The 13512-nt window shown below is 67.9% G+C and carries 12 protein-coding genes; 4 read left to right on the forward strand and 8 right to left on the reverse strand.

The window, feature by feature from the left end; all coding sequences use genetic code 11:
* Positions 1-31: 31 nt before the first annotated feature.
* Entirely contained in the window at positions 32-616 is a 585-nt protein-coding gene (locus tag ACGFWE_RS26125) for a TetR family transcriptional regulator (RefSeq protein ID WP_393602128.1), read from the reverse strand.
* A gap of 135 nt (positions 617-751) precedes the next feature.
* On the opposite strand from ACGFWE_RS26125, the gene ACGFWE_RS26130 reads away from it, so the two are divergent.
* A complete protein-coding gene (locus tag ACGFWE_RS26130) occupies positions 752-1945 on the forward strand; it encodes an MFS transporter (RefSeq protein ID WP_352391378.1) in 1194 nt (397 codons plus the stop codon).
* 92 nt (positions 1946-2037) lie between these two features.
* Here ACGFWE_RS26130 and ACGFWE_RS26135 read toward each other — a convergent pair whose 3' ends face one another.
* The 6 genes from ACGFWE_RS26135 to ACGFWE_RS26160 all read right to left on the reverse strand — a co-directional run bounded on the left by ACGFWE_RS26135 (position 2038) and on the right by ACGFWE_RS26160 (position 7655).
* On the reverse strand, positions 2038-3717 hold the full coding sequence (locus ACGFWE_RS26135; protein ID WP_352391379.1) for a long-chain fatty acid--CoA ligase: 1680 nt from the start codon (positions 3715-3717) through the stop codon (positions 2038-2040).
* Positions 3718-3872: 155 nt separating this feature from the next.
* Positions 3873-4430, reverse strand: a complete 558-nt coding sequence (locus ACGFWE_RS26140) for a SigE family RNA polymerase sigma factor (protein ID WP_057609235.1) — start codon at positions 4428-4430, stop codon at positions 3873-3875.
* 146 nt (positions 4431-4576) lie between these two features.
* Positions 4577-5743 (reverse strand): lipid-transfer protein, encoded by a 1167-nt coding sequence (locus ACGFWE_RS26145; protein WP_393602131.1) that lies wholly within the window; start codon positions 5741-5743, stop codon positions 4577-4579.
* Complete coding sequence (locus tag ACGFWE_RS26150; protein WP_393602133.1) at positions 5740-6129, reverse strand: MaoC family dehydratase; 390 nt, start codon at positions 6127-6129, stop codon at positions 5740-5742. The genes ACGFWE_RS26145 and ACGFWE_RS26150 overlap by 4 nt, the downstream gene beginning before the upstream one ends.
* Positions 6126-7109, reverse strand: a complete 984-nt coding sequence (locus ACGFWE_RS26155; protein WP_393602135.1) for a bifunctional MaoC family dehydratase N-terminal/OB-fold nucleic acid binding domain-containing protein — start codon at positions 7107-7109, stop codon at positions 6126-6128. Before ACGFWE_RS26155 ends, ACGFWE_RS26150 begins: the two co-directional genes overlap by 4 nt.
* A 231-nt stretch (positions 7110-7340) precedes the next feature.
* Entirely contained in the window at positions 7341-7655 is a 315-nt protein-coding gene (locus tag ACGFWE_RS26160) for a hypothetical protein (RefSeq protein WP_393602137.1), read from the reverse strand.
* Positions 7656-8003: 348 nt separating this feature from the next.
* Here ACGFWE_RS26160 and ACGFWE_RS26165 point away from each other — a divergent pair, with 348 nt between their 5' ends.
* From ACGFWE_RS26165 to ACGFWE_RS26175, 3 genes are all read left to right on the forward strand, one after another.
* Positions 8004-8876 (forward strand): bifunctional DNA primase/polymerase, encoded by an 873-nt coding sequence (locus ACGFWE_RS26165; RefSeq protein ID WP_352391384.1) that lies wholly within the window; start codon positions 8004-8006, stop codon positions 8874-8876.
* Positions 8877-8944: 68 nt separating this feature from the next.
* Positions 8945-9376, forward strand: coding sequence for a hypothetical protein (locus ACGFWE_RS26170; protein WP_352391385.1), 432 nt, complete (start codon positions 8945-8947; stop codon positions 9374-9376).
* A 1816-nt stretch (positions 9377-11192) separates the two neighbouring features.
* The gene (locus ACGFWE_RS26175) at positions 11193-11432 is read left to right on the forward strand and encodes a type II toxin-antitoxin system HicA family toxin (RefSeq protein WP_393602139.1); all 240 of its coding nucleotides are present in this window, start codon (positions 11193-11195) and stop codon (positions 11430-11432) included.
* Positions 11433-12330: 898 nt separating this feature from the next.
* On the opposite strand, the gene ACGFWE_RS26180 is transcribed toward ACGFWE_RS26175, so the two are convergent.
* On the reverse strand, positions 12331-12501 hold the full coding sequence (locus ACGFWE_RS26180; protein WP_393602141.1) for a hypothetical protein: 171 nt from the start codon (positions 12499-12501) through the stop codon (positions 12331-12333).
* Positions 12502-13512 lie beyond the last annotated feature (1011 nt).

Genomic DNA, 13512 nt, shown 5'->3' on the forward strand with positions numbered 1-13512 from the left:
GGAAACACCCGCGCCCCGAAAAGCGCTGCCCCTACTTGGCCACGAGCCTGCGCGCCGCCTCCCGCACCGACGCCCGCAGCCGCTCCCGGTCCGCGGGCTCGCCGCCCACCAGGATCCGTTTCATCTGCGGGACCACCGCGGCCCAGTTGGCCACGGCGATCAGCAGGAACAGCAGGTCACGGGGTGGGATGGCGTCGGTGACCACACCGCGGGCCTGGCCGTCGGCGAGCGTCGCGACCTTGTGGCGGTAGTGCTCCTGGCGTTCGGCCTCGTCGGGCAGCTCGGTGCTGGAGCCGTACTCCAGGCCCTCCCAGAAGAGCAGGCGCAGCACCTCGGGGTGGGCCTCGTGGTAGTCCATGAGGCGGTCGATCCAGCTCTCGATGTCGTCCGGGTCGACCGGGACGGCGACCGCGAGATCGAGCATGACCTTGCCCAGGACCTTCGTGAACAGCTCCGCCTTGTTGCCGAAGTAGGCGTAGATCAGCTGCTTGTTGGCCTTGGCCTCGGCCGCGATGCGGTCGATGCGGGCGCCCGCGATGCCGTGCCGGGCGAACTCGGCGACCGCCGACTCGAAGATCCGGGTCCGGGTGGCCTCGGGGTCCCTTGCTGCTGCCATGGGACCAGGGTAGGGGCAGCCCGGACAAGTAACCAACTATTTGGTTGACAGGGAATCGGCGGAGCTCCCAGACTGTTGAGCCATTCGACCAACCAACCAGTTAGTTGTTAGACCTGACTCGAAGGGTCCCCGGTCATGCCGACAGCAACCGTCACCACGGGACGGTCCAGCAAGGCCCCCGCCGGGCGCGCGGGCTCGCTCCTCCTCGTCCTCATCGCCGTCTGCACCGCCGTCACGGCCGCCAACATCTACCTCGCGGCCCCGCTGCTCCCCCTCATCGCCCGCGACTACGGCTCGACGCCCTCCGCGGTGGCCTGGGTCGCCTCCGTCGCGCAGTTCGGTTACGCCTTCGGGCTGCTCGTCTTCGCCCCGCTCGGCGACAGCGTGAACCGGCGGCGCCTGGTCGCCGCTCTCTCGCTCGTGACCACCGCGGCCCTGACCGCCGCCGCGCTCGCCACCGGCACCACCGCCCTCGCGGCCGCCGTCCTGGTCGCCTCCGCGGCCACCGTCGTCCCCCAGCTGCTGGTCCCGCTGGTCGCCCGGCGCGCCCCCACCGACCGCCGGGCCCGCCATGTCGCGGCCGTCATCGCGGGCCTGTTCACCGGGATCGTCGCGGCCCGGGTGCTCGGCGGACTGATCGGACAGGCCTACGGCTGGCGGGTGGTGTTCGTGGGCGCGGCCGCCCTGACGGCCGTCCTCGGGCTCGCGACCGCGTACGCCCTGCCGGCGGAGCAGGTGCGCCGCTCCGGCCCGCTCTTCTCGGGCCTCACCGCCCTGCCGTCCGTCGTGCGCCACTCGCCCGACCTGTGGCGCGCCTGTGTGCGGCAGGCGGGGATGTACGGCGCCTGGAGCGCGCTGTGGACCTCGCTGGCCCTCCTGCTGACCGGCTCGTCCTACGGTCTGTCGACCGCTACCGCCGGGCTCTTCGGCCTCTTCGGACTGGCCGCGAGCGTCGTGGCGCCGCTGGCCGGCGGGTTCGTGGACCGCTTCGGCGCCGCCAAGGTCGTACGGTCGGCGTATCTGCTCGCCGCCGTGTCCGTGCCGCTGTTCTGGCTCGGCGGGCACCAGCTGTGGGCGCTGTTCGTCGCGGCGATCGCCGTGCACGCGGCCCTGGTCGCCTCCCACGTCGCCAACCAGACCCTCGCCCTGACGACGACCTCGACCCCGGCCACCGCCAACACGGCGTACGTCGTGGCCGGTTTCGCCGGCGGCGCGACGGCCTCGGCACTCGCCGCCTCGGCCTTCGGATGGTGGGGCTGGGGCGGCGTGTGCGCGGTGGCGGGCGTGTGGCTGGCCTCGGGATGGGCTGCCACGTCGGTACGGCGGTGACGACTGCCGTACGAGGGCTCCGGGTCCCGGCCCCGGGCGCCCTGTTCGCCGTACCCCTCCTCCACCTCAAGCCCCTCGTGCCTCTGTGCCGCTCAGAGCTGGGTGACGTCCAGCTCCCCCTCCGCGTACCGCTTGCGGATCACCTTCTTGTCGAACTTGCCGACGCTCGTCTTCGGGACCGCCTCGATGATCGACCAGCGCTCCGGGAGCTGCCACTTGGCGATCTTGCAGACATCGCTCGCCAGGAACGCGCGCAGGGACTCGAAGTCGGCGGTGGAGCCCTCCTTGAGGACGACCGTGGCCAGCGGACGCTCGCCCCACCTGTCGTCGGGGACGGCGACGACGGCGGCCTCCATGACGTCCGGGTGGGACATCAGGGCGTTCTCCAGCTCGACCGAGGAGATCCACTCGCCGCCGGACTTGATGACGTCCTTGGCGCGGTCGGTGAGGGTGAGGAAGCCGTCGGCGGAGATGGTGCCGACGTCACCCGTCTTCAGCCAGCCGTCCTCGCTGAACTTGTCGGCCGGGCGCAGGGGTTCGGTGTCCGGGCCGTTGTAGTAGGCGCCGGCGATCCAGGGGCCGCGGACCTCCAGCTCGCCCGCGGACTCGCCGTCCCAGGGGAGGCGCTCGCCGCCGGGGCCGGTGAGGCGGGCCTCGACGCCGCTCGGGAAGCGGCCCTGGGTGAGGCGGTACGCGAACTCCTCGGGCGTGCCGACCACGTGGGCCGGCGGGCGCGCGACGGTGCCGAGCGGGGAGGTCTCCGTCATGCCCCAGGCGTGGCAGACCCGCATGCCCAGCTTGTCGAAGGCCTCCATCAGGGAGGGCGGACAGGCCGAGCCGCCGATGGTGACCTGGGTGAGCGAGGAGACGTCACGCGGCTTGGCGGCGAGCTCGCCGAGCAGGCCCTGCCAGATGGTGGGGACCGCGGCCGCGTGCGTCGGCCGCTCGCGCTCGATCATCTCGGCGAGGGGCGCGGGCTGCAGGAAGCGGTCCGGCATCAGCATGTTGACGCCGGTCATGAAGGTGGCGTGCGGCAGACCCCAGGCGTTGACGTGGAACTGGGGGACGACCACGAGCGAGGTGTCCTGGTCGGTCAGGCCCATCGACTGGGCCATGTTGACCTGCATGGAGTGCAGATAGATCGAACGGTGGCTGTAGAGCACGCCCTTGGGGTCGCCCGTGGTGCCGGAGGTGTAGCACATGGACGCGGCCTGGCGCTCGTCCAGCTCGGGCCAGTCGTAGGTGGTGGGCTTGCCGGCGATCAGGTCCTCGTACTCGTGCACGCGCGCGTGGGAGCCCTCGAGGAGCGTGCGGTCGCCGGGGCCGGAGACCACCACGTGCTCGACCGTCTTGAGGTGCGGGAGCAGCGGGGCGAGCAGGGGCAGCAGCGAGCCGTTGGCGATGACGACCCGGTCGGCCGCGTGGCCCACGATGAAGGTCAGCTGGTCGGCGGGGAGGCGGAGGTTGAGGGTGTGCAGGACCGCGCCCATGGAGGGGATCGCGAAGTAGGCCTCGACGTGCTCGGCGTTGTTCCACATCAGGGTCGCCACCCGCTCGTCCCCGGCGACCGAGAGGTCCTCGCGCAGGGCGTGCGCCAGCTGGGCGGCGCGGGCGCCGATCTCGGCGAAGGAGCGGCGGTGCGGCTCCGGCTCGCCGGTCCAGGTGATCACCTGTGAGGTGCCGTGGATCGACGACCCGTGGGTCAGGATCCTGGAGATCAGCAGCGGTACGTCCTGCATCGTGCTCAGCACGGCGTCCTCCCGGGGCGACATTGCCTGCGCGGTAGTAAGGGTCGCGCCGATTCTGCGCACATACCGCGCGGTATGTCACTAGAGCCGGGCGATCGATCACGTCACGATGCCCTCACGACGTCCGATCGTGTCGCCCTCACAACGGCCGAGCGTCAACCACGGTTCCCTGGGACTCCCTACCGGGCGAGCACCAGCTCGGGGTCCTCGCGGAGCTTGCCCAGCGCCCGCGACACCGCCGACTTCACGGTCCCGACGGAGACTCCGAGCACCTCGGCCGTCTGCACCTCGCTGAGGTCCTCGTAGTACCTGAGGACGACCATCGCCCGCTGCCGCGCCGGCAGCTTCATGATCGCCCGCCACATCGCGTCGTGCAGCGCCTGCTGCTCGGCGGGGTCGTCGTCGCCGGGCACGGGGTCGGGCTCGGGGATCTCGTCGGTCGCGAACTCGTCGACCTTGCGCTTGCGCCACTGCGAGGTGCGCGTGTTCAGCAGGGCGCGGCGCACATAGCCGTCGAGGGCCCGGTGGTCCTCGATGCGCTCCCAGGCGACATAGGTCTTGGTCAGGGCGGTCTGCAGCAGGTCCTCCGCGTCGCTCGGGTTCGCGGTGAGCGAGCGGGCGGTACGCAGCAGCACCGGCTGGCGGGCCTTCACGTACGAGGCGAACGACGGGTACGCGAGGGTCTGCGTCGCCGGTACGGCGGCCTTCGAAGCGCTGGTGCAGACGGGTGTGGTCATGGCTCCACGCTAGATTCGCGACCGCCCCCCGCTCATCGGCCACAGGTCCCGAAGGGGACTCCCCCTCAGGTTGTAGAGGTGGGGCCTACTGCACCTCCTGAAGGTGGACGAGGGGGGCACGTCTACTGCGGGATGACCCCTGGGGGCTACCCGTCCCCGGTGAGCACCAGCCCGGACGTGGGTACGCCCGTCCCCGCCGTCACCAGCGTGCGCCGCGCCCCGGGTATCTGGTTCACGGCCGTCCCCCGCACCTGGCGTACGGCCTCCGCGATGCCGTTCATGCCGTGCAGGTAGGCCTCGCCCAGCTGGCCGCCGTGGGTGTTGAGGGGGAGCGAGGCCCGGCGTACGAAGTCCGCGGCCTCGCCCCGGGCGCAGAAGCCGAACTCCTCCAGCTGCATCAGGACGAACGGGGTGAAGTGGTCGTACAGGATCGCCACGTCGATGTCCTCGGGGGTGAGGCCGGAGGTGCGCCACAGCTGGCGGGCGACGACGTTCATCTCGGGCAGGCCGGTGAGGTCGTCGCGGTAGTAGCTGGTCATCTGCTCCTGGGCGCGGCCCGCGCCCTGGGCGGCGGCCGTGACGACGGCGGGCCGGTGGGGGAGGTCACGCGCGCGTGCGAGGGAGGTGACGACGATCGCCTGGCCGCCGTCGGTCTCCTGGCAGCAGTCCAGGAGCCTGAGCGGCTCGACGATCCAGCGGGATGCCGCGTGGTCGGCGAGGGTGATGGGGCGGCCGTGGAACCAGGCGGCCGGATTGGTGGCCGCGTAGGCACGGCCGGTCACCGCCACCTGCCCGAAGGCCTCCGGACCGAGGCCGTGGGTGTGCAGATAGCGCTGGGCCGCCATCGCCACCCAGGAGGCCGGGGTGAGCAGGCCGAAGGGCAGGGACCAGCCGAGGGCGGCCCCCTCGGCGGAGGGTTCGCGGTGCTGGACGCCGGAGCCGAAACGGCGGCCGGAGCGTTCGTTGAAGGCGCGGTAGCACACGACCACCTCGGCCACGCCCGCCGCGATCGCGAGCGCCGCCTGCTGGACGGTCGCACAGGCCGCGCCGCCGCCGTAGTGGACGCGGGAGAAGAAGGACAGCTCGCCGATCCCGCAGGCCTGGGCGACGGTGATCTCCGGGCTGGTGTCCATGGTGAAGGTGACCATGCCGTCCACGTCGGACGCCGTGAGTCCCGCGTCGTCGAGCGCCGCGCGGACGGCCTCGGCGGCCAGGCGCAGTTCGCTGCGGCCGGAGTCCTTGGAGAACTCGGTGGCCCCGACGCCGACGATCGCGGCCCGGCCGCCGAGCGCGTCACGCGCGCGTGCGCTCATTCGGCGTCCCCGATCGAGCAGGTGACCGTCCCGGTCACGTGGTTGCCGATGCCGTTGGTCCCCACGATCCGAACGGTGGCGGTGGTGCCTTCGAGAGCTTCTATGGTTCCGGTCAACACCATGGTGTCGCCGGGGTAGTTGGGTGCACCCAGCCTGATGGCCACCTTCTTCAGCACGGTCCGTGGTCCGAAGTGGTCGGTGATGTAGCGCCCGACCAGGCCGTTCGTCGTGAGGATGTTCATGAAGATGTCCGGGGAGCCCTTCTGCCGGGCCAGTTCCGGGTCGTGGTGCACGTCCTGGTAGTCCCGGGAGGCGATCGCGCCCGCGACGATGAGCGTGCGGGTGACCGGGATCTTCAGGGGTGGCAGCTCGTCGCCCGCCCTCATACGGTGGCCTCCTCGTCGGCGGCGCGGAAGACGGGCAGGGTGAGATCACCGTCGTACGTTCGGAAGGCGAGCCGCACCGGCATCCCGATCCGCACCTTGTCGTACGGCGTCCCGACCACGTTGCTGATCATCCGCACGCCCTCCGCGAGTTCGACGAGTACGACGGCGTAGGGAGGGTCGAACGCCGGGAAGGGCGGGTGGTGCATGACGACGTACGAGTAGACGGTCCCTTCTCCGCCGGCCTCGACGGTGTCCCAGTCGGGGCCGCCGCAGTGGGCGCAGCCCGGCAGCCACGGGAAGCGGAGGGTGGCGCAGGCGGTGCAGCGCTGGATGAGGAGCCTGCGCTGTTCGACGCCCTCCCAGAAGCCGGCGTTGTCACGGTTGACGACGGGGCGGGGGCGCCGGGGCCGCGGAGGGGTCTTCTTCCCCTGCACTGGTGCGTACTTGAGGATGCGGAAGCGGTGGGTGCCGACGAGGGTCCCGCCCACCCGGACGTCGGTGCGGGTCGTGACGAAGTGACCGGTGCCGAGCTTGGTGGTCTTGCGGTCGGAGACCGACTCGATGACCGTGTCGAACGTGATCTCGTCGCCCGGGCGCAGCGGCTGGAGGTACTCCTGCTCGCAGTCGGTGGCGACGACCGAGGTGCAGCCCGCCGCGTCGAGGAGCGCGAGGAGTTCGTCGTACGACGACGATCTGCCCGTGTGGCCGGCCAGACCGCCCATCGTCCAGGCCTGGAGCATGGTGGGCGGGGCGACGGCGTCGGGGCCTGCGTAGGCGGGGTGGGAGTCGCCCAGGGCTTCGCACCAGTGGCGGATCATGGGCAGGTTAACGGGATCCTTGCCGGTGGCGGAGACGGCGGCGGGGTGTCCTTCGTAGGACTTGAGGCGGGTCGGCAAGTCGTCTGCCTGGGGGTGAGGCTGGGGCTGTGGGCGGGGCTGGGGCTGGGGCCGGCGTGTCTGGTGGTCCGGATCGTCACCCATGACGGCAACCTCCTTGTCCGCAAGATTTCCTGACTGTCCGTCAGATGCGGTGCGGTGTCAAGGCGTGTCAAGGCTGTCGCCGCGCACGCGAACACGCCTGCGCGGCGGCGCCTGAAGCACCGCCGCGCGGACGTGTCCCACCCCATGAAGCCCACCCCTTGAAGCACCCCCCTGGAAGCCGCCCCCCTTGAAGCGCCCCCCGCAGAGGCCGTCAGCCCTCCCCGATCACCATCACCACCACAGGGGGGTGAAGTTGACGGACGTGTTGCTGTTCCCCTGGTTGACGGCCGTGAACGCGGAGCGGTTGACCTGTGCCGTGTTGCTCTGGTTCGACGCCCCGGAGCCGACGGCGTTCTGCTGTGTGGTGGACGCGTTGCCGTTGTTGTCGTGTCCGACACCGCTGCCCACGATGCTCGCGACACCCGCGTTCGATCCGTCGTCCGCGAAGCCGCCGTTGTCCGCCGCCGCGACGCCGGTGAAGAGTGCGGCGGCGAGCGGGACGGCGGAGGCGGCGGCGATGACGCGGGCGGTACGGATGCTTGCCATGGTGTTTCCTCCAGAACCCGGCCCTGTGGCCGGTAGTACGTCAAGTAAGCCTGTTCTCCAGGGCAGTTGGCCGACCACCCCGGTGCTGTGCACGACGTCGCGAGTCCAGAGTTGCCCACCGAATCCCCGGCGAACCAGAACGGAAGCGGTTATTCCCCCTGAAGCGTGAGGACAAGTCGATAAACCCCTTTCGCGACTTCAGGCACCAATGTCGGGCGATACGGACTGTTAATTGCCAAGCGGGACAACAGAGGAAGCGTTCCGGCACTTTCCGGCCAATCCCCGAACCTCGGCGCGTCGCACCCGCGGCCTCTTCCTTTTTTCGAACACGCGTACGAACATGGAGGCATGGCCACCACAGACCGGCAGGCCACGACGCTGGCCCTAGCCCACGCCCTGTCCGCCGCCGAACGCGGGCTGGCCGTCATCCCCCTGTCCCGCACCAAGCTCCCGGCCCTGCGCTCCCCCCACCGCGACGAGAACTCCCTGGCGACCTCGTGCCACGGCGAGTGCGGCACGTTCGGCCACGGGGTCTACGACGCCTCGACCGACCCGGTCCGCATCCGCGAACTCTTCGCGGCCGCCCCCTGGGCCACGGGCTACGGCATCGCGTGCGGCCTGCCGCCCCACCATCTGATCGGCGTCGACCTGGACACCAAGTCGGGCACGGACTCCTCGGCGGCCCTGCGCGAACTGGCCCTGCGCCACCTCTTCACGATCCCCGACACGGTCGTCGTCCTGACCCCGAGCGGCGGCCGCCACCTCTGGCTCACCGGCCCGCCCGACGCCGCCGTCCCCAACTCGGCCGGCCGCCTGGCCCCCGGCATCGACATCAGGGGCGCCGGCGGCTACCTCGTCGGCCCCGGCTCCCGCACCGACCACGGCACCTACACGACCGCCCCGGGCACCGCCCACCTCGCGCCCGCGGCCTGCCCGCCGGCCCTGCTCCGGCTGCTCCTGCCCCCACCACGCCCCACCCACCCCGCGACCCATCCCTCGGCCGGCGACCAGGGCCAGGGCCTGGTCCAGTTCGTCCTCGCCGCCCACGAGGGCCAGCGCAACACCCGCCTGTTCTGGGCCGCCTGCCGCGCCTACGAGAACGGCATCGGCCCGGCACTGGTCGCACCCCTGGTGGACGCGGCCCTCAACTCGGGGCTCACGGAACGCGAGGCACGGGCGACGATCGCGTCGGCGGCGCGGATGACGGGGCGCCGGCCCTAGAACAACCACTGGAACCACCAGTACCACCAGCACCACCAGCACCATGGGAGCGCCGCAGAGTGCCGATCATGACCCTGTCCCGGCTCGTCCTGACCTCCGGCCGCAGGGTCGACCTCGGGGAGCTGCGCCTGACGTCGACGTACGGCGGGATGCTGGACGGCTACCCGTGCAGACCGGTCAACGAGCTGAGGATCAAAGGCCTCCTGCGCTCGGCCGAACACGACTACCCGACCACCCCCGTTCACCTGGTCCCGCCCCCGCACGAGTACCCGGACCACTACCCGGGCGCCTTCGGCCCCGTCGAGATGCTGCCGGCGGTGGCCTGCGTCGGCGTCTTCCGCTCCACGGCCCTGACCCCGTCCCGCAACCCCATCCTCTACGGCAGCCACCTCACCGTCATCTGGTTCCAGCCCCACGCACGCGTACCGTCGGACTGCGATGCGCAGGCAGGGCTGCGGGACGTCGCCTGGGAGGAACTGGCGCGGGACTACGAGCTGTAGCCCACGGTCCCTCTGAATGTGCTGATCGAGCAGGGGCCGGCAGAGCATGCGGACGGAGGTTCAGGCCCCGGCAAGGCCAGAAGGCAGACACCAAGCCGTTCCCTCTCCGATAGTCTCCCCGCGCCAAGATCACCGAGCCCGAAGCCAGATTCGGGCCGACTGCGCGACGCCGCCGCGAGAGAAGACGGGTCTTGCGCGTGTCCGAGCCCAGCTACGTCGTGCGCGTCGAAAACCGACGGTCGAACCACGAGGCCCACTTCACCCTCGCCGAACGCAGGGGACGTAAATCCTGGCCGCAGGTTGGCCGCACATGCTGGTCAAAGGCGGGGCACCGGCGAACCAGGGTGAGACACAGTCACGCCGAAGGGGTGCTGCTCCGGAGAATGGCACCCCTTGCGTTGACGCTCGATGCCGCCTCGCACGTCCTGGAGTACGACTTCGACGCGTAGGCGATGCCTCCGGCGGGAGATCGGCCGACACCGGGATGGAGGGTGCGCCGTTCCCGCCTGCGTGCACGTAGTGGCGTGCTCGGGAGCTCCCGTCCCGACCACCATCGACCCAGGCAGAGCCGAGCCGACGCTGCCCATGGGGAAGGGGGCAGGTGCGGCAGTGTGGCACGATCTTCCACGTGGAGTGGGGGACGCTTGTCGGGACAGCACTCGGAGCGGTGCTCGGCATTGGGGCGACGCTGGCCGGCGAGCACTTGCGTTGGCGGCGGACTGTCCGGGAGAACAGATTGCAAGACCGCCGAGCCATGTACGCGGACTGTTTGGTGGCCCTTCGTCGTGCGCACGAGGCTATGCGGTTGGCCGCTGACGAGGACTACTCGGACCCGCAGACGAGGGCAGCCAAGATCCGGCAGGCGTTTCAGGCATCGGGGTGCGATGAGGCGCGAGAACGGCTCGTTCTGACGGCAGCCACCGACGTATCGGCAGCCATAGACGCTTCGTACCACTCCTTGCGTCAGGTTCGAGAAACACTCGCGTCCGGATGCACGCTGACGTCAGATGAGTACCATGCCGCCAGACAGGCTCACGGAGACGCGACCCGGGCGGCACGTACGGTCTTCCGGCAAGACCTGGCGACCCTGGAGCTCTGATCCGCTGCTGTACAGCTCATATGGGCACGGGCACGCGTTGGCCGATGCAATCGGCTCGCTCTGGCTGCTCGATCCAGGGCAACGGTGTACCGATGAGCGTCAGCTCGCTGCCTTGGACGACCTCGCAAGGTTGCTGGAGCAGTGCGCTAGCAGTGCGCTAGCAGGCACCGTGCATGGTGAAGGCCCCCGACCGGTCTACCTGGTCAGGGGCCCTTCACCTGCGGTGGGTGTGGGATTTGAACCCACGGTGACTCGCGCCACGACGGTTTTCAAGAGCGTTGCGGAATCAGGAGCGAAACCCCTTCTCACCTGCACGGGAGCGCCAGTTCGGCTCCGTCTGCGCGAAGTTGGCCCACACATGGCCCACGGGCACGGAAACTGCGACGGTCCAGCGCCCACACGAGCACTGGCGGCGGATACGGGATTCGAACCCGGGTGGGAGTGGCCCTCAACACGCTTTCCAACTGTCCGCGCGGCCGTCCGGGAGCGTTCGCGGGGGTTCACGCGGCAGGACAGATGTGTTGCGCGTACGGCGATGAACGGTGGCGGCCATCAGCGAGCTGGACAACGAACAGGAGAGGGTGCGCTGGAGGGGCTCGATGCCCGCGAAGCGCTGCCATTCCCTACGAAACACGAGCGGGCGGCGGACATCTCGTAGTACTGTGTCGGAGCGCTACTGGGGGTAGCTGGCACTGTTCTGCTAGTGATAGGTGATCCATGCCCAACCCCTTCCCGTCCCTGAAGGCGATGGCCATGCTCAGGGTTCTGACTGCGCTCGGGTACGTAGTGACACGACAGTCAGGTTCACATCGTCGGCTTGAGGCTGACGGTATGCCGCCGCTCACATTTGCTTTTCATGATCGCGTTAGCTTGCCGCCGGGCGTGGTGAGAGACATCCTGGTGAAGCAGGTTGGCCTGACCCAGAGCGAGGCGCTGAAGGCGGTGGGAGCGAAGTGACACCCCTGACACCCTGGTTGATCCACATCATGCTTCGCCAGACAGAAGAAGTCATTTACGCTACGTCCCCCCAACTTCCGGGTTTCACGTACGGGCGGAAAGACCTCTCTGCAATGCGCTCCGAACTACAGGATGCGATCGCATTCCACCTGGACCGGGAAGGTCCATTTGAGGTCGTGGAGCATCACGAGCGGCATTACGATATCGCGGATGGCGAACTAGTTACTCGACTTGCCCAGGATGGGCATGCCGCAGACCGTCAAATCGTCTACGAGCGGCTAGGTAGAACAATTCGGGACTCCAGGCAGGCCAAATCATTGGTTCAAGGAGTGCCTAATACCGTTGGTGAAGTCGTCTACGTGTGTGCAGTACCCTCAGACACATTGGGTTGGCTAATTGAGCAGCTTTCCGAGCCAGAAGATGCGTTTTACGCTGCTGTCACTGTTGGCGATGAAATGCTAATGACTCTTCCTTTTGCTCACGGAGAGTCGTACAGAGGAGCAGAAGACACGTACACGGCTGGCACGAGGGGATACACTAAAGACACTCGTCTGAGTGAAATCATCCAAGAGACGCGCATCGTAACTCCTATTCATCAAGATGTAGAGGCCGACGCGTAAGGATGCAGCTATGATCCTAAAACAAATTCTTTGGCGAATGAAACTCCGGAAGGGTCTGGCTCGATGAGCCAGACCCTTCCGTGTGTCTGTGGTTATGACGTGGCTTCGGAAACTGGCTGAGCTGGCAGTTTTACAGCGGGCTCAGCCCACTCCCTGTGACCTGCGGTTTCTCTTTCAGCCGGTTACTTCCGGGGGACGCATGGGGGAAACTGGCACTTCCGCAGGTTGCAGTTGTCTCAGCCTCAAGCAGAGGAGACATGGCCTCGTAGCACCCCGTGTCACAGCAAGCCAAGCTTCTCCTCAATGCCTTTCACCAGCAAAGTGACGCTGAGGAAGACTCCACCCCCCGAGGCGAGGGCCTTGATTGCCTCTCCACTGAGTTGCAAAATCAATTCAAAGGAGATCAAGCCACCAACTATTCCACTAAGGAGCGCAATCAATAGCGCCATGATTTTCACAGTTTGAGTTGGCACTAGCGTTCCCTGCCTTTCTCTGCGCGGGTACGCTCTAATCGCCCGCTAGCTGAATACCTCCCAATAGGCTCCTTGCACATGCTCGTTCACTTCCAGGCGAGACCCGTGGCAAGACGTTCCTGGACGACAGCGACGCCATCCTTGCAGGTGGGGCGGCTATATTGACACAGACCTGAACGTTCTTGCGACGATGGTGTACAACGTGCGTAGCAGGTGAGGGACGCTGGCGACAGCGGGGGGAGGCACTCTAGGCATGGGTACCGGATGGTTGGACGTTTTGGCTGCCAATAACTCAGGGGATTGGCTTTCGTATCGGCGCGCTCTGGGAATGTTTCGATCGTCAGGGCCATCTTATGACCAGCTCACTAAACTCGGGCAGAGTCTCTATGGAAACATTCCCGGACTGACCGCCCCCCCATCGCGAGGCACTTGGGCTAATTCCGTCCAGGAGATTAACCGGCCGGTCAAATGGCAATACGTCGAACTCCTTATTCACGCCTGGTCGAGCTATCACCAACTTCCCGGGGAAAAAACGCTGGAACTCTTGGATATGTGGTCGCACGCCTTCAGAGATTGCGGGGGAGATCCGGGGCCGCGCTTCCCGGCCAAAGGAATGGTCACTGCCCAGAGCGAATCCACAAGACCTGTGGAAACTTCGCGCGAAGCGCTCATCGGCGATTCACGGTTACGATCGTATGAACCCCCTGTGGAGTCACTAAGCCAGTTGGTGGCTGCACAGGAGCGCACCATAGCGGTGCTGGAAGAGGTCAATAGGCTTAAGGATGCGTACGTAACCAGCGAGAAGGCACGACAGAAGGCGGTCCAGGTCGGATCAGCCGCCCTGGCCCTCCTCGGCCAAGCTCGCGCAGAAGTTGCGCACCTTAACCGGAAAATTGACTACATTGAATCTACGTTCACAGTACCGGAGGCCGACAAGCTGAGAATTATGCAGAGTAAACTCAAAAAAGCCGAGTCGCGGGAGCGTGA

The organism is Streptomyces sp. NPDC048523 (assembly GCF_043199815.1).
Taxonomy (GTDB): domain Bacteria; phylum Actinomycetota; class Actinomycetes; order Streptomycetales; family Streptomycetaceae; genus Streptomyces.